The sequence below is a fragment of the Lysobacter enzymogenes genome, assembly GCF_017355525.1.
Lineage (GTDB): Bacteria > Pseudomonadota > Gammaproteobacteria > Xanthomonadales > Xanthomonadaceae > Lysobacter > Lysobacter enzymogenes_C.
In genome coordinates this window covers 2,670,671-2,694,857 of the sequence record NZ_CP067395.1, presented here as the reverse complement: position 1 = coordinate 2,694,857, position 24,187 = coordinate 2,670,671, and the positions used below count along the sequence as shown (strand labels likewise).

Genomic DNA, 24,187 nt, shown 5'->3' with positions numbered 1-24,187 from the left:
TTTTCTGCTTGCCGTGCGCGCAGTCACATTGCGGCTCAGGCCGGCGAAAGCGCGCTCGCGCCGGCCAGACGGATGCGGAAACAGCCGCCGCCGCCGGGCACGGCGACGTAGTCGAGCGAGGCCTGATTGGCCCGGCACAGCTCGCGCGCGATGTACAGGCCCAGGCCGGTGCCGTGCGCGGAGGTGGTGAAGAACGGCCGGAACAGGCGTTCGGCGACCGAGTCGGGAATGCCGGGGCCGCGGTCGAGCACGTCGATCGCCGGCAGTCCGACTTCGTCGAAGTACACGTGCACGGTCACCCGCGCCGGCTCGCCGGGCTGGCGGCCGTAGGTCAGCGCGTTGTGCACCAGCACGGTCAGCGCTTGGTGCAGCTGACGCGGATCGATCAGCGCCGGCGCCTGCGTGTGCGAGCCGGTGGCGCGCAAGGTGTCGAGCTCGATCGGGTGGCTGGCGCGGTACTCGTCGACGAACTGGCGCACGAAGCCCATCAGCTCGACGTGCTCGGGCTTGGCCGGTTCGCGCCGGGCCATGCCGAGCACGTTCTCGACGATGCCGTTCATGCGCGTGCCCTGCTGGCGGATGATTTCGAGCAGGCGCCGGTCGGACATGGCGATGTCGCGCGATTCCTCCAGCAACTGCACGGCGTAGTTGATCGCCGCCAGCGGGTTGCGGATCTCGTGGGCGAGGCTGGCCGAAAAGCGGCCGAGCGCGGCCAGGGTGATGGATTCGGCGCGGCGCGAGACCAGCGAGGTGTCGTCGAGGAAGATCAGGGTCTGGTCGCTGCCGGCGAGCAGGCGGGTGAAGCGCGGCACCACTTCCGGCAGGTCCGGCGCCAGCCGCAGCGGGCTTTCGTCGGGGCGGCCCTCGACCCGCCAGCGGCCGAGCCGGCGCGCCAGCTCCGGCGAGGCGATCGCCAGCACCCGATGGCCGTGCTGGCTGCCGTTGTGCTCGCCGCTGTCGCCGAGCAGCAGCATCGCCGCCTCGTTGGCCAGGCGCAGCCGGCCTTCGCCGTCGACCAGCAGCACGCCGGTGCGCATTCGCCGGATGATGAGTTCGTTGATCTCGGCGTAGTTGGCGGCCTCGGCGCCGCGGCGTTCGGCCAGTTCCTGGCTCTCGCGCATCTGCCGGCCCAGGGTGTTGGTCAGCAGCGCGATCGACAGGTAGCCCAGCGCGAACATCACCGGTTCGGCGACGGTGCGGCCGAGCGCTTCGTTGCCGAGCTCGGTCCACAGCCACTCGCCGATCAGGCCGAGGCAGGCGGCGATCGCCGCGCCGATGCCGAACCGGGTCGGCAGCAGCAGCGCCGCCGCGCCGACGTTGAACATCAGCATCAGGGCGATGCCGGTGCCGGCGCCGGGCAGGGCGTGGATCGACAGCAGGCCGAAGAACAGGTCGCAGGCGATGCCGGCGAAGACATGGCCGCGCAGGTCGCCGCGGCGGCCGAACACGAACAGCAGGCCGGCGATGAACAGATAGGACAGCGCCAGCGAGCGGGCGAACAGGTCGTGGCGCGGCGCGGCGATCAGGTTGTCGACCGGCCCGAACAGGAACAGCACCAGCAGGGCCGCTTCCAGCAACCGGTAGAGGGTGAAGAAATAGAGTTCGCGGCGCAGCGCGGAGTCGGCATCGGCCGGAGTGACGGGGGCGAGACCTGACGGCAAGCGGGTTTCCCTGCGCGGGCGGAGTATCGATCAGTATAGGGCGGCTGGCCGGCGCGGGCGGAACGCGGGTAGTGCCGCGATGTAACCGGGCCGGCACCCGCCTTGCGCCATGCGCGTCGGGACCTTGCCGTATCTGGCCACAGCCCGCCGACGGCGCCGTCCTGGGCCCGGCCGGCGCCGCGCGCGGCCGCGCCGCGGGCCCGCGCCGGGCCCACCGGCCGTCGGCCCGGCGACCCGGGGTTTTGCTCGCCCCGCCGCGATCGGCGACAATGCGGCCCCCTCGCGCCCGCTCCGGCCCTCGGCCGTGCGTCCGCGCGGGACGTCTTTCACTCCCCTCGGTGACGCATGAATTTCCACGAATATCAGGCAAAGCAGCTGTTTGCCGACTACGGCATCGCAGTGCCGGCCGGGCGCGTTGCGCGCACTCCCGAAGAGGCCGTTGCGGCCGCCAAGGCCATTCCGGGCGACCTGTGGGTGGTCAAGGCCCAGATCCACGCGGGCGGCCGCGGCAAGGCCGGCGGCGTCAAGCTGGCGAAGAACTTCGACGAAGTGAAGCAGTACGCCCAGGCCATGCTGGGCACCAAGATGGAGACCTACCAGTCGGCCGGCGTCGCCCTGCCGATCGATACGGTGCTGATCTCCGAAGGCACCGACATCGCCAAGGAGCTGTACCTGTCGGTCCTGGTCGACCGCTCGACCAAGTCGGTCACCTTCATCGCCTCGGCCGAAGGCGGCGTGGAGATCGAGAAGGTCGCCGAGGAGAACCCGGACGCGATCAAGACCATCCACGTCAACTACGTGCAGGGCCTGCAGGCCTATCAGTGCCGCGAGCTCGCCTTCGACCTGGGCCTCAACGCCAAGCAGGCCGGCCAGCTGACCAAGATCATGCTGGGCCTGTACAAGCTGTTCAACGAGAAGGACCTGGCGCTGGTCGAACTGAACCCGCTCGCCGTCCTCACCAACGGCGACCTCGCCGTGCTCGACGGCAAGGTCAACAGCGACGACAACGCGACCTTCCGTCACAAGGATCTCGCCGACATGCGCGATATCCGCCAGGAAGACGAGACCGAGGTCAAGGCCAGCCAGCACGACCTCAACTACGTCACCATGGACGGCAACATCGGCTGCATGGTCAACGGCGCCGGCCTGGCGATGGCGACGATGGACGTGATCCAGCTGGAAGGCGGCTCGCCGGCCAACTTCCTCGACGTCGGCGGCGGCGCCACCAAGGAGCGCGTGACCGAAGCGTTCAAGCTCATCCTGAGCTCGGACAAGGTCAAGGCCATCTTCGTCAACATCTTCGGCGGCATCGTCCGCTGCGACATGATCGCCGAGGGCATCATCGCCGCGGTCAAGGAAGTCGACGTCAAGGTTCCGGTCATCGTGCGCCTGGAAGGCACGAACGTGGAAGCCGGCAAGGAACTGCTGAAGAACTCGGGTCTGGCCATTACCCCGGCCGACAACATCAACGATGGCGCGAAGAAGGCGGTTGCCGCCGTCGCTGGCAAGTAAGGGGCCGATGACATGTCCGTTTTGATCAACAAGAACACCAAGGTGATCGTGCAGGGCTTCACCGGCTCGCAGGGCACCTTCCACGCCGAGCAGATGCTCGAGTACGGCACCAAGGTCGTCGGCGGCGTGACCCCGGGCAAGGGCGGCACCCAGCACCTGGGCCTGCCGGTCTTCAACACCGTGCGCGACGCCGTCAACGAAACCGGCGCCGACGCGTCGGTGATCTACGTGCCGCCGCCGTTCGCGGCCGACGCGATCCTGGAAGCGGCCGACGCCGGCATCAAGGTCATCGTGTGCATCACCGAGGGCATCCCGGTGCTCGACATGCTGCGGGTCAAGAACACCCTCAACGGCTACGACGACGTGGTCCTGGTCGGTCCGAACTGCCCCGGCGTGATCACCCCGGGCGAGTGCAAGATCGGCATCATGCCGGGCCACATCCACAAGCCGGGCAAGGTCGGCATCGTCTCGCGCTCGGGCACGCTGACCTATGAAGCGGTCAAGCAGACCACCGACGTGGGCCTGGGCCAGTCGACCTGCATCGGCATCGGCGGCGACCCGATCAACGGCACCAACTTCATCGACGCGCTGAAGTGGTTCCAGGACGATCCGCAGACCGAAGGCATCATCATGGTCGGCGAGATCGGCGGTTCGGCCGAGGAAGAAGCGGCCGAGTTCATCGCCCAGTACGTGACCAAGCCGGTGGTCGGCTTCATCGCCGGCGCCTCGGCGCCGAAGGGCAAGCGCATGGGCCACGCCGGCGCGATCGCCTCGGGCGGTTCGGGCACGGCCGAAGGCAAGTTCGCGGCGATGGAGAAGGCCGGCGTCACCACGGTCAAGTCGCCGGGCGACCTCGGCGCGGCGATCGCCAAGCGTCTGGCCAAGTAAAAGCAAGTCGGCGTGCGGGCCGGAGGTTCCGGCCCGTACCTGCGAAAAGCCGCCTTCGGGCGGCTTTTTCGTTTGTAGCACAGGCGTGCTACATTCGGCTTCGGCCCCACCGGTCGAGGTCGCCATGTCCACCACCACCATCCGCCTCAGCGACGAACTCAAGTCGCGCATCGCCGACGCCGCCGAACGCGCCGGCACCACGCCGCACGGCTTCATCCTCGGCGCGCTGGAGGAAAAGGTCGGCGAGGCCGAGCGCCGCGCGCAGTTCCTCGACGAAGCGCAGGCGCGCTGGCGCAGCTTCGTCGCCGACGGGCAGGCCTTGGAGTGGGATGAAATGCGCGACTATCTTGGCCGCCGCGCGCGCGGCGAGAACGCGGCGGCGCCGGCGAAGAAGCCCCTCGGGCGCGAGCCGTGACCCGAATCGTCCTGGCGCCGGCCGTGGCCGAGGACTTCGCCCGCATTCTCGATCATCTCGACCGCCACGATGCGGCAAGGCGCGAGCAGCGCATCGACGGCATCGTGCGCGCGATCGACGTACTGAGCGACAATCCGCTGATTGGCCGGCCGGCCGAAGCGGAACTGCGCGAGTTGGTCATCGGCCGCGACGCCAGCGGCTACGTGGCGCTGTACCGCTACCTGAGCGAGTTCGATACTGTCCTGATCCTGGCGATCCGGGCCCAGCGCGAAGCCGGCTACGCGCAGCCCTGAGCGCAGCGAGTTTCCGATCCGGCGCGGACCCTGGTTCGCGCCGGCTTTCCACTCCCACTTGTGAATCTCGAGTCCCGCATGTCCGCACCGCTGCGCATCGCCTTGGCCCAGTTCGATTTCCCCGTCGGCGCGGTCGACCGCAACGCCGAGCGCATGTGCGCGCTGATCGCGCAGGCGCGCGACGAGCACGGCGCCGACCTGGTGCTGTTCCCGGAACTGGCGATCAGCGGCTATCCGCCCGAAGACCTGCTGCTGCGCCCGGGCTTCCTCGCCGATTGCGAGGCCGCGCTGGAACGCGTGGCCGCGGCCGCGCACGGCATCGTCGCGGTGGTCGGCTGGCCGCAGGCGGCCGGGTCGGTGGTCTACAACGCCGCCAGCGTGCTGCGCGGCGGCCGGGTCGAGGCGACCTACCGCAAGCGCGAGCTGCCGAACTACGCGGTGTTCGACGAGCGCCGCTACTTCGACGTCGATCCCGACGGCGAGGCGGTCGTGTTCGAGCTCAAGGGCGTGCAGGTCGGCGTGGTGATCTGCGAAGACCTGTGGTTCGCCGAGCCGCTCGCGGCGACCGCGCGCGCCGGCGCCAGCCTGGTGCTGGTGCCCAACGCCTCGCCGTTCGAGCGCGACAAGCACGCCCAGCGCGACGCGTTGCTCGACCTGCGCGTGGGCGAGACCGGTGTGGCCCTGGCCTATCTCAACGTGGTCGGCGGCCAGGACGCGCTGGTGTTCGACGGCGCCTCGGTGCTCGCCGACGGCGACGGCGCGGTGCATCCGGCCGCGGTCGCGTTCGAGGACCATTGGCTGGTCGCCGACTACGACGACGCGACCCGCCGCTTCGCCCCGGTGTCGTGGCCGGTCGAGCACGAGGAAAGCCGCGACGCCCTGGCCTGGCGCGCGGTGGTGCGCGGCACCCGCGACTACTGCCGCAAGAACGGTTTCGAGAAAGTCTGGCTGGGCCTGTCGGGCGGCATCGATTCCTCGGTGGTCATGGCCATCGCGGTCGATGCGCTCGGCCCGGAGAACGTAGTCGCGGTGCGCATGCCGTCGCGCTACACCGCCGATCTGTCCAACGACCTGGCCGCCGAACAGTGCGCGAGCCAGGGCGTGCGCCTGCTGGCGCTGCCGATCGAGAAGCCGTTCCAGGGCTTTCTGGACACCCTGGCCGAGGCCTTCGACGGCAAGCCGGTGGACGTGACCGAAGAAAACTTGCAATCGCGCACCCGCGGCGCGCTGATGATGGCGATGAGCAACAAGTTCGGCGGCCTGCTGCTGACCACCGGCAACAAGAGCGAGTACGCGGTCGGCTACGCCACTATTTACGGCGACATGTGCGGCGGCTACGCGCCGATCAAGGACCTGTACAAGACCGAGGTGTTCGCGCTCGCGCGCTGGCGCAACGCGGTCGCCGGTTCGCCGGTGATCCCGTGGGCGGTGATCGACCGGCCGCCGTCGGCGGAACTGCGCGAGAACCAGAAGGACCAGGATTCGCTGCCGCCGTACGACGTGCTCGACGCGATCCTGCTGCGCTACGTCGACCAGGAGCAGTCGCGCGACGAGATCGTGCGGGCCGGGTTCGATGCGGCCACGGTCGACCGCGTGCTCAAGCTGGTGCGCATCAGCGAATGGAAGCGGCACCAGGCCGCGCCGGGGCCGAAGGTCTCGCGGCGCGCGTTCGGGCGCGAGCGGCGCTATCCGATCACCAATCGTTATTCCGGCTGAGGCCGCTGCCGCGGCAACTCGGGCCGGCTCCCTGTAGGAGCAGCGCGAGCCGCGACCGCGACAACGCAACCACGACGAAACCGGCGGCGCTCAGCGTCGCCGCAGGCGCGTACCCACGGCGGAATCGGATCCGGCCGGCGGCTAAGGCCCGGCGGCGATCCGCCCGCGCAGCCTAGCCCTTGCGACTGATCGCAGCGCGACGGCGGATGCTGCGTCGCATGTTCGTTGTTGCGTCGTGGTTGCGGTGACGCGGTCGCGGCTCGCGCCGCTCCTACAGGGGGGGGCTCCATAAACCAAAACGCCGCCCGGAGGCGGCGTTTTCGTTGCGGAAGGCGGCGGCTTATTGGCCCTTGCCCGCCTGCTCGGCGCGCTTGGCTTCGAGCTTGTCGCGGTTGTCGACCGCCGAGCGCTCGCCCGCGAACGGGTTGAGCTTGCGCAGGTTGCTCGGGTAGTCCGGCCACTTGCCGGTCAGCGCCGGGTGGTTGGGGTCGTTCTGCTGCAGCACGCGCTTGGCGTCGGCGGCCAGCGCCTGGTTGTCCAGGCCTTCGTAGGCCTTCAGCAGCACCGCGATCGCGTCGTACTGGTAGCCGCTCTGCGGGTAGGTTTCGAGCAGGTACTTGGCGCGGTCGGCCGCGGCCACGTAGGCGGTGCGGCGCAGGTAGTACAGCGAGGCGTCGAGCTCGTGGCGGGCGAAGGTGTCGCGCAGCACGATCATGCGCTTGCGCGCGTCCTGGGCGTAGCGGCTGTTCGGGTAGCGCTCGACCACGATCTGGAAGTCGTTGTACGCCTGCATCGGCGTGGCCAGGTCGCGGCGGCTCACGTCCAGGCGCCAGACCTTCTGCAGGAACACCGTGTCGCGGCTGGAATTGACCAGCCCGCGCAGGTAGTACAGATAGGCGATGTTGCGGTGGGTCGGGTAGGTGCGGATGAAGCGGTCGATGCTGCTGATCGCGTCGTCGTGCTTGCCCGACTTGTACTGGGCGTACGCGGTCTCGATCAGCGCCTGCTCGGTGTACGGGCCGTACGGGTACTGGGCGACGAGGCGGCGGAAGCTGACCTCGGCCGAGGCCCAGTTGCCGTTGGTCATCGACTTGTGGGCTTTCTCGTAGATCGCCTCGACCGGTTGGCCTTCGTCGCTGTCCTTGTTCTTCTTGAACATCTTGCCGACCCGCGAGCAGCCGGTGCCGGCGACGGCCACGATCAGCAACAGGGCCAGCAGGCGGAGCGGGGCGCGGGACGGGGTGGAACGTACGGTCATGGCAGGCATCGACAGGCGCCGGAGGCACGAAGCGCCGATAATAGCAGTCCGCGGGTCCGAGCCCTTAACCGGACCCGTCTTCCCTCACCAGCCGATGCCGCAATGACCGACTCCCGCCAGACCCTGACCGCGACCGTGCCCGACAGCGCGGCCGGCCGCCGTTTCGACGCCGTCCTGGCCGAACTGTTCCCCGATTACTCGCGCTCGCGCCTGGCCGCCTGGATCAAGTCCGGCGACGCCCGCCTGAACGGCCGCGAGGCGCGCCCGCGCGACCCGGTCCAGGGCGGCGAGGCGGTCGAATTGAACGTGGTCCTGGACACCCAGACCCACGCCGTGGCCGAGGACATCGCCCTGGACGTGCTGTACGAGGACGCCGAGGTCATCGTGCTCGACAAGCCCGCCGGGCTGGTCGTCCACCCCGGCGCCGGCAATCCCGCCGGCACCCTGGTCAACGCCCTGCTGCACCGCGACCCGTCGCTGGCCGCGCTGCCGCGCGCCGGCATCGTCCACCGCCTCGACAAGGACACCTCCGGGGTCATGGTGGTGGCGCGGACCTTGCCGGCGCACACCTCGCTGGTCGATCAGCTGTCCGCGCGCGAAGTCCACCGCCAGTACCTGGCCGTGGTGGTCGGCGCGCTGGTCGCCGGCGGCACCGCCAATGCCGCGATCGACCGCCACCCGCGCGACCGCCTGCGCATGGCTGTGCGCGAGGACGGCCGCGACGCGGTCACCCACTACCGCCTGCGCGAGCGCTTCCGCGCCCACACCTTGCTGGAATGCCGCCTGGAAACCGGGCGCACCCACCAGATCCGCGTGCACATGCAGCACCTCAAGCACCCCATCGTCGGCGACCCGCTGTACGGCGGCCCGCTCAAGCTGCCCAAGGGCGCGAGCGAGACGCTGGTGGAGGCCCTGCGCGGCTTCAAGCGTCAGGCGCTGCACGCCGAGACCCTGGAATTCGTCCACCCGGTCAGCGGCGAACCGGTGCGCTGCACCGCGCCGGTGCCGGCCGACATGCTGCAGCTGATCGCCGAACTGCGCGCCGATTCGCGCGCCGCGGCCGAGGCCGGGCGTTGAGCATGGGCGGTCGCGCCGCGACACCTTGGATCGAAGCCGATTGGCCGGCGCCGCCGGGCGTGCGCGGCTTCACCACCGTGCGCGCCGGCCTGGGCGTGTCGCAGGCGCCGTTCGACGCGCTCAACCTCGGCACGCTCTACGGCGAACAGCGCGACGAGCCGGCCGCGGTGCTGCGCAATCGCGAGCTGCTCGCGCAGGCCGCGGCGCTGCCGGCGTCGCCGCGCTGGCTGCATCAGGTGCACGGCGCCGGCGTGGTCCGCTTCGACGGCGGCGACGATGCGAACGGCGAACCCGAAGCCGACGCCGCGGTGACCTCCACCGCGGGCACGGTGCTGGCGATCCTCACCGCCGACTGCCTGCCGGTGCTGTTCGCCGCCGACGACGGCCAAGAAGTCGGCGCCGCCCACGCCGGCTGGCGCGGGCTCGCCGACGGCGTGCTCGAGGCCACGGTCGCGGCGATGCGCACTGATCCCGCGCGCCTGCGCGCCTGGCTCGGCCCGGCCGCGGGGCCGCAGCGCTACGAGATCGGCGCCGACGTGCGCGACGCCTTCCTCGCCGTCGACGCCGCCGCCGACGCCGCGTTCGTCGCGACCCGGCCGGGCCATTGGCGGGTCGATCTGTACGCGCTGGCGCGGCAACGGCTGGCGCGCGCCGGCCTGCGCGCCGACCACATCCACGGCGGCGGCTTGTGCACGATTTCCGACCCCGACCGTTTCTATTCCCACCGCCGCGACCGCCGCACCGGACGCATGGCGACTCTGATCTGGATGCAAAACTGATGCGCACGGCCCCACGGACGGTCCTGTTGCTTTCGCTTTCCCTCGCCGCGTCCTTCAGCGCGCATGCGGACGGCTGCGACGAGCGTTCCTACGAACTGCTGCTGGCCGCCTATCCGGGCTCGACCAGCGAAACCGGCGACAACGGCGAACTGCTGCGCACGCCCGGCGCGCCGACGCGCTGGATCAAGCTCGGCGATGTCGCCTGCAAGGTCTGGCCGGCCTCGCCCGACAAGACTCTGCTGGCGGTGCGCCTGCGCCACGAGGCCGCCGACGGCGACGTCGACGTCGCCGACCTGGAGGTGCTGGTCGGCGATTCGAACCGGCCGCGGATCCTGCAGCGCTATCGCGAGAACGAGGCGCTGACCTCCGACGCGATGCGGATTTCCTCGGTGACCCTGGACACCGCGCGCTACCGCCTCAACGACAGCGTCACCGCGTTCGGCGTGCGCGTCGCTTACAGCGGTTCTTCGCGGGTCAACCCGTACGCGAGCACGGTGCTGAACCTCTACGCCGCCGACGAGGGCAAGCTGCGGCCGGTGCTGCGCAAGCTGGAAGTCGCGCTGGACCGCGGCGAATGGGACGGCAACTGCGCCGGCGAATTCGAGAACGCCAAGCGCACCGTCGCCATCGACGCCAAGCGCGACCACGGCTACGCCGGCCTGCTGGTCGCCAGCGCCGGGCAAAGCAGCCGCGCCGTCGCCGACGGCAAGGACTGCAGCGAAAAGACCGTGGCCAAGAACAAGAGCAGCGTGCGCCTGGCCTTCGACGGCCGCGAGTACGTCGTGCCCCAATCGCTGCGTGGACTGTGATGGACGCCGGCGCAACCAACGTTGCTCGCGACGCTACCCGCCTCGGCGCGCGCGAAGGCCTGTATCCGCGCGCGCTCGGCGTGCGCTTCGTGTTGTTGCCGCGCACGCTGCGGCTGCTGCACGGACGCAGCGGACGCCAGTCGTATCGCGGCGAAGCCGTGGTCGAGCGCGGCCACGGCCTGTGCTCGCGGCTGTTCGCGCGCATCGTGCGGTTGCCCAAGGCCTACGCCGGGCCGATCGAAGTCGAGATCCAGGCCGGGCCGCACGGCGAAACCTGGACCCGGCGGTTCGGCAAGTCGACCCTGCGCTCGCGCCTGAGCGGGCGCGACGGGCTGGTGCTGGAGCGCTTGGGGCCGATGCGTTTCGCGTTCGCGCTGGAACCGGTCGGCGAGGCGCCCGAGGCGGCGCTGGCGCGCACCGTGTCGGCGCACACGGGCGATTCGATCACGGTCTCGTCCGCGGCGTTGCCGGCGGCGGCGATGGGCGCGCCGACCAGCTACGGCGCCGAGCACGGCGAAGCCGAAGGCGAGCGCCACGATCCGGGCCTGTCCTGGCGGCTGATGCGCGTGCGCGCGCTCGGCCTGCCGTTGCCGCGCGGCTGGTTCGCCGGCGTGCGCGCGCGCGAGTTCGAACGCGAGGGGCGTTATCACTTCGACGTGGCCGCGCAGTTGCCGCTGGTGGGGCTGCTGGTGCGGTATCGCGGTTGGCTCGAGGTGGCGGAGTAGGACACCTGTTTCCGCAGCGCTGCTTCGTTCCGGCTTGCGCCGGAACGAAGGGATAGAAGGGTCGGATTCACCGCACCGGTAGGGCATGAGCCGATAACCCATCGGCCCGGCTCGGATCGCCCCAACGCCGCCGATTGGCGGCACACTCGCGGCTGCGAACGGATCGCAGGCCCAACCGGCATGGACGCGTCCCTTTCCGCGTTACGAGTACCGTCGATGAGCTACGTTCGCGCTGGGTCGCCAGCATCTTGTTTCGATTTCGCGGCTGGGGCGGCGCGGGGGTGGCTTCGTTTGCCATTGGCCGCGTCGGGGTTGAGGTACGGGGGACGCGGACGGTGAACGTCGATATGAAGCGGATACAGCGCTCGTGGTTCGTCCCCGGCGACCTCAACGGCTTCTTCGGCCTGGTCGTCGACAATCTTTCGATCCTCGGCTTCATCGCCGCCGCGCTGATCGGCATCTTCGGCTTCCCGGCCGAAGTCATCTACACCCGCATGTTCCCCGGCACCGCGTTCGGCGTGCTGGTCGGCAACCTGATCTACACCTGGATGGCGCGCCGGCTGGCCGCGCGCAGCGGCCGCGACGACGTCACCGCGATGCCGCTCGGCCTGGACGCGCCGACCAGCATCGGCATGGCCCTGTTGGTGCTCGGCCCGGCCTTCGTCGGCTTCAAGCAGGCCGGCATGGACGCGGCCGCCGCGGCCGACGCCACCTGGAAGCTCGGCATGGCCTCGCTGGTGGTCATGGGCCTGCTGAAGTTCGCGCTGTCGTTCGCCGGCGACGCGGTGACCCGCTTGATTCCGCGCGCCGGCCTGCTCGGCTCGATCGCCGGCACCGCGCTGGTGCTGATGGGCTTCCTGCCGCTGATCGAAACCCTGCGTTCGCCGCTGGTCGGCTTCATGACCCTGGGCCTGTTGCTGTACGTGCTGGTGGCCAAGGGCAAGCTGCCGGTGAAGCTGCCGGGGGTGTTCGTCGCGTTCGTGTTCGGCACCGTGTTGTTCTACGGCTTCGGCGCGCTCGGCCTGGGCGCGCCGGGTTTCCATTGGCCGACTCCGCAACCGTTGCAACTCGTGCTGCCGCTGCCGACCCTGGGCTTCATCGACGGCTTGAAGTACACCGTGCCCTACCTGCCGCTGCTGCTGCCGTTCGGCCTGCTGATGGTGGTTGGCGGCATCAACGTCAGCGAAAGCGCGCGCGCCGCCGGCGACGACTACCGCACCCGCGACATTTTGCTGGCCGAAGCGTTCTCGACCTTGGTCGCCGGCTTCGTCGGCGGCGTCGCCCAGACCACGCCGTACATCGGCCAGCCGGCGTACAAGCACATGGGCGCGCGCAGCGGCTACACCCTGCTGACCGGCTTGTTCATCGGCCTCGGCGGCATGCTCGGCATCGTCTCCGGGCTGGTGCAGTGGCTGCCGCTCGCGGTGCTGGCGCCGATCATCGTCTACGTCGCGCTCGACATCACCACCCAGGCGTTCCAGGCCACGCCGGCGAAGCACGCCACCGCGATGGTGTTCGGCTTCCTGCCGCCGGTCGCGTACATGCTGTCGATCAAGACCGGCAACCCGGCCTGGATCGATCCGGCCCGCCACGCCGAACTCGCCGGCCTGCTCGACGGCCACGGCCTGCCGGAGCTGGCGGTCATCGTGACCCTCGGCAACGGCTTCATCATGACCTCGATGATCTGGACCTCGGCGGTCGCGGCGATGGTCGACGGCCGCCTGCGCCGGGCCGCGGCGTTCCTGCTCGGCGGCGCCGCGCTGGCGCTGTTCGGCATCATCCATTCGGTCGATCCGCGCGGCGGCGTGTACCTGCCGTGGGCGCTGGACGGCTTGCAGAAGGTCATCGCCTGGCAGTTCATCGGCGCGTACGTGGGGCTGGCGGCGTTGCTGATCCTGCTGTCGTTGCAGCGCGATCCGGTCGAGCCGCCGGCGCAGGCTTGAGAGCCCGCGTCGGCGGCCCCAAACCTTCAGACCCTCACACCGGCCCACGCCATGTCCCTGCAGAACGAACTCAACGCCGTGCCCGGCGTGACCGCGCAACCGGAGGCCGCCACGCGCGACTTCGTGTTCAACCACACCATGCTGCGGATCAAGGACCCGAAGGCCTCGCTGGATTTCTACACCCGCGTGCTCGGCTTCACCCTGGTGCGCAAGCGCGACTTCGCGGAAGCGCAGTTCAGCCTGTACTTCCTGGTGCTGGTCGACGACCCGGCGCAGATTCCGGCCGAAGAACCGGCGCGCGGGCAGTGGCTGCTGAGCCAGCGCGGCGTGCTCGAACTCACCCACAACCACGGCACCGAGCACGACGCGGACTTCGCCTATCACCACGGCAACAGCGATCCGCGCGGCTTCGGCCACATCTGCGTGTCGGTGCCGGACGTGGAAGCGGCGTGCGCGCGCTTCGAGCAGCTCGGCGTGGCGTTCCAGAAGCGCCTGACCGACGGGCGCATGAAGGACATCGCCTTCATCAAGGATCCGGACGGCTACTGGGTCGAAATCCTGCAGCCGACCTCGCGGGTCTGAGCCGCGCCGCCGCGGCCGCGCGCGGCGAGCCTGGGAGGCGATCCCGGACGACGAATCCCCCGAGCCGCAGCCCGCGGCCGGGGGATTCGCTTTTTCGCCGCCGGCAGCGGCGGGAATCCAGCGCTCCCTTGCTGTCGCCGACCGTGAAAACCGGCCGTTTTCCGCAGCGCCCGCAGCGCGCCGGAGCGGCCCGCGGCGGCCTGAATCCGGCGTTTGCGCCGATCTTGAAACACCCGCCAAAGCCCGCATTAACAGGTCATTCGCGGCCCGCGCGCGACACTGCGCGCCCAGCCGCCACCTACTTTTCGGGAGAACCCTCCATGCGGATGGACAAGCTGACCTCGCGCTTCCAGCAGGCTTTGCAGGACGCGCAGTCGCTGGCGGTCGGGCGCGACCACAGCGTGATCGAACCGGCGCACCTGCTGACCGCCTTGCTCGACCAGAGCGGCGGCAGCACCCGGCCGCTGCTGGCCCAGTCCGGCATCAACGTGCCGTCGCTGCGCGAGCGCCTCGGCGAGGCGCTGGAAAAGCTGCCCAAGGTCAGCGGCCAGGCCGGCAACGTGTCGCTCGGCAACGATCTGGCGCGCCTGCTCAACGTCACCGACAAGCTGGCGCAGCAGCGCAACGACGCGTTCATCGCCAGCGAACTGTTCCTGCTCGCCGCGCTCGACGACGGCGGCGATGTCGGCCGCGCGCTGAAGGCGGCCGGCGCGACCAAGGCCAAGCTCGAGGCGGCCATCGACAAACTGCGCGGAGGCGAGAGCGTGCAATCGGAAAACGCCGAAGACCAGCGCCAGGCGCTGGAAAAGTACTGCATCGACCTGACCGCGCGCGCCGAGAACGGCAAGCTCGATCCGGTGGTCGGCCGCGACGAGGAGATCCGCCGCACCATCCAGGTGCTGCAGCGCCGGACCAAGAACAACCCGGTGCTGATCGGCGAGCCCGGCGTCGGCAAGACCGCGATCGTCGAAGGCCTGGCCCAGCGCATCGTCAACAACGAGGTGCCCGAAGGCCTGCGCGGCAAGCGCGTGCTGTCGCTCGACATGGGCGCGCTGATCGCCGGCGCCAAGTTCCGCGGCGAGTTCGAAGAACGGCTCAAGGCGGTGCTCAACGACCTGTCCAAGAACGAAGGCCAGGTGATCCTGTTCATCGACGAACTGCACACCATGGTCGGCGCCGGCAAGGCCGAGGGCGCGATGGATGCGGGCAACATGCTCAAGCCTGCTCTTGCCAGGGGCGAGCTGCACTGCATCGGCGCGACCACGCTCGACGAATACCGCAAGTACGTGGAGAAGGACGCCGCGCTGGAGCGCCGCTTCCAGAAGGTGTTCGTCGGCGAGCCGACGGTCGAGGACACCATCGCGATCCTGCGCGGGCTCAAGGAGCGCTACGCGGTGCATCACGGCGTGGAGATCACCGACCCGGCGATCGTCGCCGCGGCGACGCTGTCGCACCGCTACATCGCCGACCGCCAGCTGCCCGACAAGGCCATCGACCTGATGGACGAGGCGGCTTCGCGCATCCGCATGGAGATCGACTCCAAGCCCGAGGAGCTCGACCGCAAGGAGCGCCGGCTGATCCAGCTCAAGATCCAGCGCGAGGCGCTGAAAAAGGAGAAGGACGCCGAATCCAAGCAGCGCCTGGCCGATCTCGAAGCCGAGATCGCCACGCTCGAGCGCGAGTTCAACGACCTGGAGGAGGTGTGGAAGGCCGAGAAGGCGACCTTGCAGGGCGCGACCAAGATCAAGGAACAGATCGAGCAGGCCAAGCTCGACCTGGAAGCCGCGCAGCGCACCCAGGACTTCGCCCGCATGAGCGAGATCCAGTACGGCCGCATGCCGGAACTGGAGAAGCAGCTCAAGGCCGCGCAGGAAGCCGAAACCCAGGGCTTCAAGCTGCTGCAGGACAAGGTCACCGCCGAGGAGATCGCCGAAGTCGTGGCGCGCTGGACCGGCATCCCGGTGGCGAAGATGCTCGAAGGCGAGCGCGACAAGCTGCTGAAGATGGAGCAGGCGCTGCACGCGCGCGTGGTCGGCCAGGACGAGGCGGTGCGGGTGGTGTCCGACGCGGTGCGGCGTTCGCGCGCCGGCCTGTCCGATCCGAACCGCCCGAGCGGCTCGTTCCTGTTCCTCGGCCCGACCGGCGTCGGCAAGACCGAGCTGTGCAAGGCGCTGGCCGAGTTCCTGTTCGATTCCTCCGACGCGATGATCCGCATCGACATGAGCGAGTTCATGGAGAAGCACGCGGTCAGCCGTCTGGTCGGCGCGCCTCCGGGCTATGTCGGCTACGAGGAAGGCGGCTACCTGACCGAAGCGGTGCGGCGCCGTCCCTACAGCGTGATCCTGCTCGACGAAGTCGAGAAGGCGCACCCGGACGTGTTCAACATCCTGTTGCAGGTGCTCGACGACGGCCGCCTGACCGACGGCCAGGGCCGCACCGTGGATTTCCGCAACACGGTGATCGTGATGACCTCGAACCTGGGCTCGCAGATGATCCAGGAACTCAGCAGCGACACCACGCCGGAGGCCTACACGCAGATGAAGGCGGCGGTGATGGGCGTGGTCCAGACCCACTTCCGGCCGGAGTTCATCAACCGTCTCGACGACATCGTGGTGTTCCATCCGCTGGAGAAGAGCCAGATCCGCGAGATCGCCAAGATCCAGCTGCACGGGTTGGAGAAGCGGCTGGCCGAGCGCGGCCTGAAGCTGTCGCTGAGCGAGGCGGCGCTGACCTTGATCGGCAACGTCGGTTTCGATCCGGTGTACGGCGCGCGGCCGCTGAAGCGCGCGGTGCAGCAGCAGATCGAGAATCCGTTGGCGCAGAAGATCCTCAGCGGCGAGTTCGCCAATGGCGATACGATCCAGGTCGATGCCGCGGGCGGGCATCTGGTGTTCGCCAAGGGCTGAGGCTCGGAGTTTGCGAAGCAAAAGAGAACGGCCCGCGATGCGGGCCGTTTTCGTTTTCGGGATGAAGCGGTGGCGCGGTGGTTCGGGTTGTCGCGGTCGCGGCTCGCGCCGCTCCTACAGGAAGCCATGTAGGAGCGGCGCGAGCCGCGACCGCGACACCACAAACCCCGGCGTTACCGTCCTTCAGCCACCGCCACCACAGGCGCCTTGCGCGGCACGATCCCGAGCGCCCGCTCGATCTCGCCCGGATCGAACCGCTTGCCGCCCTTGAACACCGCATCGACCTTGCGGATGTCGCGCATGTCCCGGGTCGGGTCGCCGTCGATCAGCACCAAGTCGGCGTACTTGCCCGGTGCGATGTAGCCGCGGTCCTTGTCCACGCCAAGCACCTGCGCCGGGGTCAGCGTCGCCAGCCGCAGCACTTCGGCGTTGGGGATGCCGGCGCGCGCGTACGCCTCCAGTTCGGCGTGCAGCATGTAGCCGGACATCGCATCGGTGCCCGGCATCAGGGTCACGCCGGCGTCGTACAGCGCCTTGAGCAGTTTGAGCATGCTCGGGAACGCCTGCTTGTACGCCTCCTCCTGGCCGTGCGGCGGCTTCAGCGCGCCCCAGCTGAGGTTGCGCCGCGCCTGCGGCGGGAAGCGCTCGGCGACGCCGCGCAGGCCGGGCGGGGTCTTGTCGGTCGGGTCGCCGCCGAACAGGTCTTCCTCCAGCGCCATGGTCGCGTCGATGACGGTGCGGTGGCGCTTGAGGAAGTCGATGAACTCGCGCACCTTCGGCGCTTCCGGCGGGTACTCGTGCGCGTGCGCGGCGACCGCGGTCAGCCGCTGCATGCTCTGGGTGTCCTTCACTTCCGGATACATGAAGTTCAGTTCGACGTAGAGCAGGTGCTGCAACTCGTCGGCGCCGTTCTCGATGAACTGCCGTGCCGACATCGACGCCGGCACGTGGCCGCTGTAGCGCAGCCCGCGCGCGTGGGCGCGGTCGGCGATGACCGGCACCAGCTCGGGTTTCAGCGAGGAATAGCTCTTGATCTGCATGTAGCCGCGGTCGGCGTAGAAATCGACCGCCTTGACCGCTTCCTCGGGCGTGGACACCAGCATCTTGGTCGGGCCGGCATAGGGGCCGGGGCCGTCGATGAAGCCGGCCATCAGCACCCGCGGGCCGACTTCGCTGCCGGCGTCGAAGCGCTTGACCCGTTCCAGGAAGGTGTCGAAGTTGTTGGCGATGTCGCGCGCGCTGGTGATGCCGGCGGCGATGTCGAGCGCGCCGTCTTCGATCGCGGTGTAGTGCTTGTGCACGTCCCACAGGCCCGGCATCAGGAAACGGCCGCGCGCGTCCAGGGTCTGCGCCGACGCCGGCGCGCGCATCTGCGCGTCGGGCGCGACCCGGACGATGCGTTCGTTGTCGATCAGCACGCTGGTGCCGGCGCTGACGCTGAGGTCGCGCGGGTCGAACAGGCGCGCGTTGCGGATCAGCAGCGGGCCTTGCGGCGCGTGGGTCAGGCGTTTGGCCAGATCGGCGCCCCATTGCGCGCCGGCGGCTTCCTGCAGTTCGACCAGTTTCTGCGCGGCGTCCTCGAACTCGCGGTCGACCACCACGAACCAGCCGGAGGCGAAGATCACCGCCGCGGTCGCGCCGTCTTCGCGCAGCCAGACCATGCGCGGGGTGAAGTCCAGGCCTTCGATGCGGTACAGCCGCAGCTTGGCGTTGCCGCGTTTGCCGGCGATGTCGTAGTCGCCGACCGCGGCGATGCTCGCTTCGCCGGCCGGCAGCAGCGCCAGCTTGCGTTGCGGCGCCTTCAGCAGCGCGCGGGCGAGCGCGCCGGTGGCTTCCGGCGCGGCCTGCAGCGGCAGGAAGAACGCCGGCGCGGCGAGTTCGCGTTCGCCGCGTTCGGCGGGGTTCTTCCATTGCGCCTTGGCGCCGTCGACGCGGTAGTTTTCTTCGAACGGATTGAGCAGGTAATCGTTGCCGCTGCCGCTGTACTCGCGCAGGGTGCCGTCGTCGTTGGCGCGCCAGCGCGTGGTGCTGCGGTCGCCGCGGCCGCGGTCGGTGTAGTGGTAGTCGACCCGGACCGAACCGTCGTCGGCGACGGCGACTTTCTGTTCGCCGGCGGCGCGGCCTTGCATGAAGATCGCGTAGTCGCGCGCGGCGGGCGCGGCGTGGGCGGACAGGGCCAGGGACAGGGCGAGGGACAGCGACAGCAGGGCGATCGGGCGCATCGAAGGGCTCCGGGGTGGCGTGCTGGCAGTGGGGGCGGTGTCGGCGTTGTATAGCCGATTGGTGGCGGGTGGGGATGTGCCGGAATGATGGGGATGCTGGGGGATCTGGTAGGCGGCCCTCACCCCAACCCCTCTCCCGCAAGCGGGAGAGGGGCTAAAGCTGGCTGCGGGAGAGAGACGAAAGCCTGCTGTTCCTTCTCCCGCTTGCGGGAGAAGGTGCCCGAAGGGCGGATGAGGGCCGCGCCAAAAAAGCGAAGGCCCGGTTCGCCCGGGCCTTCGACCAGTCGTTCAAACCGCGAACGCTGTCACCACTTGTAGCCCGCCTTCAAGTAAGCGAACGCGCCGTTGAACCCGAACGGCGACGCCGTGTTGTACGGCAGATAGTTGCGCGTCCCGCGCACCAGCTTGGACTCGTCGGGATACTCGTTGAGCACGTTGTCGCCGCCGACGGTGAAGTCCCAGTTGTTCAAGCGATACGTCGCCGCCAGGTCCAGCGTCCACTTCGCGCCGAAGGTCTGGTCCTGCAGCGGATCGGTCGCATGCAGTTCGGTGAACTCGCCGTAGCGCGTGGCGGTGGCGTTGAAGCTCCAGTTGCCGGTCTTCCAGTCGCCGCTGAGGAAGAACTTGTCCTTCGGCGCGCCCTTGGTGATGCGGCCGATCTCGGTGCGGCCGATGCGCACCGCGGCCGGGTCGATCGCCGCCAGCCGCGGCGGGTTCGGCGCGATGTTCTCGATCTCGGTCTTGGAATAGTTGTAGCCGGCGGTGGTGCTGAGCTTGCCGTTGCCGACGTCCCAGGCGTAGGTCGCGATCACGTCCACGCCCTGGGTCTTGGTGTCGACCGCATTGGTGAAGTAGCGGCCGCCGCCGATGCCGGGATAGCCGTTGGCCTGCAGGTAGTTGCGCACCGCCGTGCTGGTCAGGTTCTCCGACAGCAGGATGCGGTCGTCGACCTTGATGTGGTACGCGTCGACGGTGATGTACAGCCCGTCGGCCGGCTGCAACACCAGGCCCAGGCTGTAGTTGGTCGATTCCTCGGCTTTCAGCGGCTCCGAGCCCAACGCCACCGCGGCCGGGTTGTCGACGCGGAAGGTGCCGATCTCGTACGGAATGCCGCTGATGAAGTTGGTGGCGATGGACTGGAAGAACTGCTGCTGCAACGACGGCGCGCGGAAGCCGGTGGAGGCGGTGGCGCGCAGCGCGACCTTGTCGGTGAAGGCGTAGCGCGCCGACAGCTTGCCCGAGGTGGTGTCGCCGAAGTCGCTGTAGCTCTCGTAGCGCGCGGCGACGCCGGCGGAGAACTTGTCGGTCAGGTCGCCTTCCACGTCCAGATAGAACGAATAGCTGTGGCGGTCGAACTCGCCGGCGTCGCTGGCGCGGAAGCCGGAGAACACCTGCGCGCCGGGGATGATCTGGCCGTTCGACGCGGGCACGCCGCCGTTGGCGTACGACAGCGGCTCGCCGGCGCGCTGGCTGAATTCCTCGCCGCGCCATTCCGCGCCCCAGGCGAAGGTGATCGGGTACTTCCAGCCGAAATCCACCGGGCGGGTGAAGTCGAGGTTCAACACGTGCTGGGTCACTTCCAGCGCGCCGGCGTAGAACTTGCGCGGCGAGCTCGGGCCGAGGCTGCGGTTGAGGGTGTTCTCGATGTCGAAGGTCAGGCCGTTGTGGCCGTAGTTGTAGCTCAGGTCGATCTGGGTGCCGCCGGCGGTTTCGCTGCGCAGGCCGAACACCGCGGCGCGGTCCTTGCTGACGTTGTGGATCTGCGGCAGGAAGCCGTTGGGATAGATCGAGGGGATGTTGCGCGGGTCGGCGGCGAAGCGGAAATAGCCGTTGGACAGCACGTCGCGTTCGCTGTAGCTGCCGAACGAATAGAAGGTCAGGTAATCGACCGGCTTGAATTCGCCGTTGTAGGAGAACGCGCCCTGGTCGATCTCCGGATCGCCGTAGCGCTGTTCGACCACGCCCTGGAACGGCCGCGCGCGGTTGGTCTGGTCCTGATGGCCGCCTTGCGCGGCCAGATGCAGCCAGCTGCGCTCGCCTTGCAGGCCGAGGTCGCCGGAGAGCTGGTACTGCTCGCCGTCGCCGGCGCTGTACTGGCCGTAGCGCGCGGCGATCGAACCGCCGCTGCCCGAACCCTTGAGCACGATGTTGACCACGCCGGCGATGGCGTCGGAGCCGTACTGCGCCGAGGCGCCGTCGCGCAGCACTTCCACGCGTTCGATCGCGGCGATCGGAATCGCGTTGAGGTCGACCGGCGAGGAGCCGCGGCCCTGGCTGCCGTTGAGGTTGATCAGCGCGGTGGTGTGGCGGCGCTTGCCGTTGACCAGCACCAGCACCTGATCGGGGGCGAGGCCGCGCAGCTGCGCAGGCCGCACCGCGTCGGTGCCGTCGGTGATCGCCGGGCGCGGGAAGTTCAGCGAGGGCAGGGCGCGCGCCAGCGCCGTGGCCAGTTCGACCGTGCCGCTGGCTTCCAGGGTTTCGGGCGTGATGATGTCGATCGGCGCGGTCGATTCGGCGACGGTGCGGTCGCTGACCCGGGTGCCGGTGACGATGACTTGGTCCAGGGTCTTGGCGTCGGCCTGGGCGGGCTGTTGGGCCAGCGCGGCGGGCGCGGCCAGGGCGATCAACAGACCCAGGGCGAGAGGATGGCGGGCGCGGCGGCGGTGCGTGCGGCTGGCGTGCATGAAGACTCCTGCAAGGGGACTGACAGCGATGTCATCGGGTTTAACACGGTCGTAACAACCGGGTCAATGAAGCGGCCAGAAAGCGGCTAACGCAAGTAATCAAAAAGTGGTAGCCGCCTCGTTTTTGCCGCTGGAGTCGTCGGCGAAGGCGCAGCGAGGCCCCGGCGGGTCGCCTGAGGGCATGAGCGAGGGGCCGGCGGCGTGCGGACAAAAAGAACCGCCGGCCGCGACTGCGACGCGGGCCGGCGGCCGGAAAGCGGGAGGGGTGTCCCGTGCGTCCGCAGGAGTTGGAACGCGGCCAGCATCGCCGAGCGCGGCGCCGGATTTGAATGGGACGAGTCCGAATCCTGCGTTTCTGCGTCGGCCGGGACGCACGCGGTTCGCGCGTACTGGCCGCGCTCCGGCGCCCGGCTGCTAAGATGCCCGCGCTCAAGGTGATCGCCGGCACAGTCCGGCGATTGAAACGGGAATCCGGTCGCGCCGCTGGCCAGTTCGTCCAGAACGGTCCGCGCGCTCAAGCCGGAGCTGCCCCCGCAACGGTAGGCGAGTCTACGTACCGCAACGGCCACTGTGCCTGCGCCCGCAAGGGCGGCATGGGAAGGCGCGGTACCGGAACCCGGACAAGGACGCTCGACAGGTTCCGCTCGCAAGCCCGGAGACCGGCCCGGAGCGCGAACCGACCGGCGGTGGGCCTGGTAGCGGGGCGATCGCGCTTGCGCGCATCTGTCCGTGCCGTGTCTGCGTCGGTCCCGACCCTTGTCGGCCGCGCGGGTGAGGCGCGGCCTGGAGACCTGCACGCAATGCCGCCGTCCGTTTCGTCCCAGATCGTGTCCTTCCGCCGCGCGCTCGCGCCGGCCCTGTCCGTCGCCTTGTACGGCGCCGCCGCCGTCGCCCAGGCCGCGCCCGCGGTCGAGCTCGATCAGGTCGTGGTGACCGCCAGCCGCACCGCGCAAACCCAGGACGCGACCCTGGCCGCGGTCACCGTGATCGACCGCGCCGACATCGAGCGCCTGCAGCCGGCCTCGCTGCCGGACCTGCTGCGCGGCACGCCGGGCGCCTCGCTGGCCAACAACGGCGGGCCCGGCAAGAGCACGTCGCTGTTCCTGCGCGGCACCGAGTCCGACCACGTGCTGGTGCTGGTCGACGGCATCAAGCTCGGTTCGGCCACCAGCGGCGGCGCCTCGCTGCAGGACATTCCGGTCGAACAGATCGAACGCGTGGAGATCGTGCGCGGCCCGTTCTCCAGCCTGTACGGCTCGGAAGCCATCGGCGGCGTGATCCAGATCTTCACCCGCCGCCCGCAGGGGCCGTTCGCGCCGAGCTTCAGCGTCGGCATCGGCAGCAACCAGACCCACCGCGCCTCCGCGGGCGTGGCCGGCAAGGGCGAGCGCGGCTGGTACTCGGTCAACGCCGCGCACGAAGACACCGACGGCATCAACGCCTGCCGCGGCAAGCCCAATCCGCGCGGCGCCGGCTGCTTCACCCACTCGCCGGACCGCGACGGTTACCGCAACAGCTCGCTGACGATGCAGGGCGGCTACCGCTTCAACGAACAATGGGACGCCGACGCGCGCGCGTTCCGCGCCGAAGGCCGCAACGAGTACGACGGCAGCCAGAACAACCAGGCCGACATCGTCCAGCAAGTGGTCGGCGCCAAGCTGCGCTACCGCCCCAGCGAGCGCCTCGCGCTGAGCCTCAACGCCGGGCGCAGCTGGGACTTGAGCGAGCAATACAAGGACGGCAAGTACTCCAGCACCTTCGACACCCGCCGCCAGCTCGGCTCGCTGCAAGGCGACCTCGGCCTCGGCGGCGGCCTGCTGACGCTGGGCTTCGACTGGCAGCGCGACGAAGTCGACAGCAACACGGCGTACAAGCGCGATTCGCGCGTGCTGCGCGGCGCGTTCGGCCAATACCAGCGCGACTTCGGCGCGCACGCGCTGCAGGCCAGCGTGCGCCGCGACGACGACAGCCAGTTCGGCGGCAAGACCACCGGCAGCGTGCTGTGGGGCTGGAACCTCAGCGACGCGCTGCGCCTGACCGCGAGCTACGGCACCGCGTTCAAGGCGCCGACCTTCAACGAGCTGTACTACCCGGGCTACGGCAATCCGGAGCTCGGCCCGGAAACCTCGCGCAGCTTCGAACTGGGCCTGCGCGGCACGTTCGGCGACGGCGGCCGGCAGGTGTGGTCGCTCAACGCGTACCAGACCCGGATCGACGATCTGATCGCCTACGACGCGTCGATCGGCCTGCCCGGCAACGTCGACCGCGCGCGCATCCGCGGCCTGGAAGCGGCGCTGGACACGCGCGTGGCCGGCTGGGACTTGCGCGCCAGCGCGACCTGGCTGGATCCGCGCAACGACAGCCGCGGCAGCTACCGCGACAACGTCCTGCCGCGGCGCGCGCGGCAGAGTGCGCGGCTGGACCTGGACCGGCGCTTCGCGCTCGGCGCGGACGACGCGTTCTCGTTCGGCGCCAGCGTCTACGCCGCCAACGACCGCTACGACGATCTGGCCAACGCCCGCCGCCTCGGCGGCTACGCGCTGACCGACCTGCGCCTGGGCTACGCGCTGGGCAGCGACTGGAACGTGCAGCTTTCGGCCAATAACGTGTTCGACCGGCGTTACGAAACCGCGGCCTTCTACAATCAGCCGGGCCGCACCTATCTGCTGAGCCTGCGTTACCGTCCCAATCGCTGACCCCGCATGCGGCCGGCCCAG

General features: G+C 69.5%; 17 protein-coding genes and 1 riboswitch. Of the genes, 13 read left to right on the top strand and 4 right to left on the bottom strand.

The window, feature by feature from the left end; all coding sequences use genetic code 11:
* Window positions 1–35 precede the first annotated feature (35 nt).
* Window positions 36–1,661: a sensor histidine kinase gene (locus tag JHW38_RS11180; RefSeq protein WP_207525975.1), complete on the bottom strand. Its 1,626-nt coding sequence runs from the start codon at window positions 1,659–1,661 to the stop codon at window positions 36–38.
* A gap of 345 nt (window positions 1,662–2,006) precedes the next feature.
* On the opposite strand from JHW38_RS11180, the gene sucC reads away from it, so the two are divergent.
* The 5 genes from sucC to JHW38_RS11155 all read left to right on the top strand — a co-directional run bounded on the left by sucC (window position 2,007) and on the right by JHW38_RS11155 (window position 6,485).
* The gene (gene sucC, locus JHW38_RS11175) at window positions 2,007–3,173 is read left to right on the top strand and encodes an ADP-forming succinate--CoA ligase subunit beta (protein WP_207525974.1); all 1,167 of its coding nucleotides are present in this window, start codon (window positions 2,007–2,009) and stop codon (window positions 3,171–3,173) included.
* A gap of 12 nt (window positions 3,174–3,185) precedes the next feature.
* Window positions 3,186–4,061 (top strand): succinate--CoA ligase subunit alpha, encoded by an 876-nt coding sequence (gene sucD / locus JHW38_RS11170; protein WP_207525973.1) that lies wholly within the window; start codon window positions 3,186–3,188, stop codon window positions 4,059–4,061.
* 124 nt (window positions 4,062–4,185) lie between these two features.
* Window positions 4,186–4,476 carry a CopG family ribbon-helix-helix protein gene (locus JHW38_RS11165; protein WP_207525972.1) on the top strand — a complete coding sequence of 97 codons (291 nt, stop codon included), beginning with the start codon at window positions 4,186–4,188 and terminating at the stop codon, window positions 4,474–4,476.
* Window positions 4,473–4,769 (top strand): type II toxin-antitoxin system RelE/ParE family toxin, encoded by a 297-nt coding sequence (locus tag JHW38_RS11160; RefSeq protein ID WP_207525971.1) that lies wholly within the window; start codon window positions 4,473–4,475, stop codon window positions 4,767–4,769. Before JHW38_RS11165 ends, JHW38_RS11160 begins: the two co-directional genes overlap by 4 nt.
* A 78-nt stretch (window positions 4,770–4,847) precedes the next feature.
* Window positions 4,848–6,485, top strand: a complete 1,638-nt coding sequence (locus tag JHW38_RS11155) for an NAD+ synthase (protein ID WP_207525970.1) — start codon at window positions 4,848–4,850, stop codon at window positions 6,483–6,485.
* A 340-nt stretch (window positions 6,486–6,825) separates the two neighbouring features.
* Here the strand turns inward: JHW38_RS11155 and JHW38_RS11150 are convergent, their stop codons facing one another.
* Complete coding sequence (locus JHW38_RS11150; RefSeq protein ID WP_207525969.1) at window positions 6,826–7,743, bottom strand: outer membrane protein assembly factor BamD; 918 nt, start codon at window positions 7,741–7,743, stop codon at window positions 6,826–6,828.
* A gap of 102 nt (window positions 7,744–7,845) precedes the next feature.
* Here JHW38_RS11150 and rluD point away from each other — a divergent pair, with 102 nt between their 5' ends.
* From rluD to clpB, 7 genes are all read left to right on the top strand, one after another.
* Window positions 7,846–8,820 carry a 23S rRNA pseudouridine(1911/1915/1917) synthase RluD gene (gene rluD, locus JHW38_RS11145; RefSeq protein ID WP_207525968.1) on the top strand — a complete coding sequence of 325 codons (975 nt, stop codon included), beginning with the start codon at window positions 7,846–7,848 and terminating at the stop codon, window positions 8,818–8,820.
* A gap of 2 nt (window positions 8,821–8,822) precedes the next feature.
* Window positions 8,823–9,599: a peptidoglycan editing factor PgeF gene (gene pgeF, locus JHW38_RS11140; protein ID WP_207525967.1), complete on the top strand. Its 777-nt coding sequence runs from the start codon at window positions 8,823–8,825 to the stop codon at window positions 9,597–9,599.
* 26 nt (window positions 9,600–9,625) lie between these two features.
* Window positions 9,626–10,408: a hypothetical protein gene (locus JHW38_RS11135; protein WP_207525966.1), complete on the top strand. Its 783-nt coding sequence runs from the start codon at window positions 9,626–9,628 to the stop codon at window positions 10,406–10,408.
* A complete protein-coding gene (locus JHW38_RS11130; RefSeq protein ID WP_207525965.1) occupies window positions 10,408–11,133 on the top strand; it encodes a DUF4166 domain-containing protein in 726 nt (241 codons plus the stop codon). Before JHW38_RS11135 ends, JHW38_RS11130 begins: the two co-directional genes overlap by 1 nt.
* Window positions 11,134–11,480: 347 nt before the next feature.
* The gene (locus tag JHW38_RS11125; protein WP_207525964.1) at window positions 11,481–13,076 is read left to right on the top strand and encodes a hypothetical protein; all 1,596 of its coding nucleotides are present in this window, start codon (window positions 11,481–11,483) and stop codon (window positions 13,074–13,076) included.
* A gap of 51 nt (window positions 13,077–13,127) precedes the next feature.
* Entirely contained in the window at window positions 13,128–13,658 is a 531-nt protein-coding gene (gene gloA, locus JHW38_RS11120) for a lactoylglutathione lyase (RefSeq protein WP_207525963.1), read from the top strand.
* A 320-nt stretch (window positions 13,659–13,978) separates the two neighbouring features.
* On the top strand, window positions 13,979–16,564 hold the full coding sequence (gene clpB / locus JHW38_RS11115) for an ATP-dependent chaperone ClpB (RefSeq protein ID WP_207525962.1): 2,586 nt from the start codon (window positions 13,979–13,981) through the stop codon (window positions 16,562–16,564).
* A gap of 173 nt (window positions 16,565–16,737) precedes the next feature.
* Here the strand turns inward: clpB and JHW38_RS11110 are convergent, their stop codons facing one another.
* On the bottom strand, window positions 16,738–18,786 hold the full coding sequence (locus JHW38_RS11110) for an amidohydrolase family protein (RefSeq protein ID WP_207525961.1): 2,049 nt from the start codon (window positions 18,784–18,786) through the stop codon (window positions 16,738–16,740).
* 305 nt (window positions 18,787–19,091) lie between these two features.
* Complete coding sequence (locus JHW38_RS11105; protein ID WP_207525960.1) at window positions 19,092–21,470, bottom strand: TonB-dependent receptor plug domain-containing protein; 2,379 nt, start codon at window positions 21,468–21,470, stop codon at window positions 19,092–19,094.
* Between the two features lie 415 nt (window positions 21,471–21,885).
* Window positions 21,886–22,152, top strand: a riboswitch (cobalamin riboswitch).
* A gap of 118 nt (window positions 22,153–22,270) precedes the next feature.
* Between JHW38_RS11105 and btuB the strand changes: the two genes are divergently transcribed.
* A complete protein-coding gene (gene btuB, locus JHW38_RS11100) occupies window positions 22,271–24,166 on the top strand; it encodes a TonB-dependent vitamin B12 receptor (RefSeq protein WP_207525959.1) in 1,896 nt (631 codons plus the stop codon).
* Window positions 24,167–24,187: the final 21 nt, after the last annotated feature.

Excerpts from the sequence above, each read along its gene's own strand:
- JHW38_RS11165 (WP_207525972.1), top strand. The coding sequence starts at position 4,186 with ATGTCCACCACCACCATCCGCCTCAGCGACGAACTCAAGTCGCGCATC.
- JHW38_RS11105 (WP_207525960.1), bottom strand. The coding sequence starts at position 21,470 with ATGCACGCCAGCCGCACGCACCGCCGCCGCGCCCGCCATCCTCTCGCC.
- JHW38_RS11130 (WP_207525965.1), top strand. The coding sequence starts at position 10,408 with ATGGACGCCGGCGCAACCAACGTTGCTCGCGACGCTACCCGCCTCGGC.
- JHW38_RS11155 (WP_207525970.1), top strand. The coding sequence starts at position 4,848 with ATGTCCGCACCGCTGCGCATCGCCTTGGCCCAGTTCGATTTCCCCGTC.
- pgeF (WP_207525967.1), top strand. The coding sequence starts at position 8,823 with ATGGGCGGTCGCGCCGCGACACCTTGGATCGAAGCCGATTGGCCGGCG.
- btuB (WP_207525959.1), top strand. The coding sequence starts at position 22,271 with ATGCCGCCGTCCGTTTCGTCCCAGATCGTGTCCTTCCGCCGCGCGCTC.
- rluD (WP_207525968.1), top strand. The coding sequence starts at position 7,846 with ATGACCGACTCCCGCCAGACCCTGACCGCGACCGTGCCCGACAGCGCG.
- sucC (WP_207525974.1), top strand. The coding sequence starts at position 2,007 with ATGAATTTCCACGAATATCAGGCAAAGCAGCTGTTTGCCGACTACGGC.
- gloA (WP_207525963.1), top strand. The coding sequence starts at position 13,128 with ATGTCCCTGCAGAACGAACTCAACGCCGTGCCCGGCGTGACCGCGCAA.
- JHW38_RS11110 (WP_207525961.1), bottom strand. The coding sequence starts at position 18,786 with ATGCGCCCGATCGCCCTGCTGTCGCTGTCCCTCGCCCTGTCCCTGGCC.
- JHW38_RS11125 (WP_207525964.1), top strand. The coding sequence starts at position 11,481 with ATGAAGCGGATACAGCGCTCGTGGTTCGTCCCCGGCGACCTCAACGGC.
- clpB (WP_207525962.1), top strand. The coding sequence starts at position 13,979 with ATGCGGATGGACAAGCTGACCTCGCGCTTCCAGCAGGCTTTGCAGGAC.
- sucD (WP_207525973.1), top strand. The coding sequence starts at position 3,186 with ATGTCCGTTTTGATCAACAAGAACACCAAGGTGATCGTGCAGGGCTTC.
- JHW38_RS11150 (WP_207525969.1), bottom strand. The coding sequence starts at position 7,743 with ATGACCGTACGTTCCACCCCGTCCCGCGCCCCGCTCCGCCTGCTGGCC.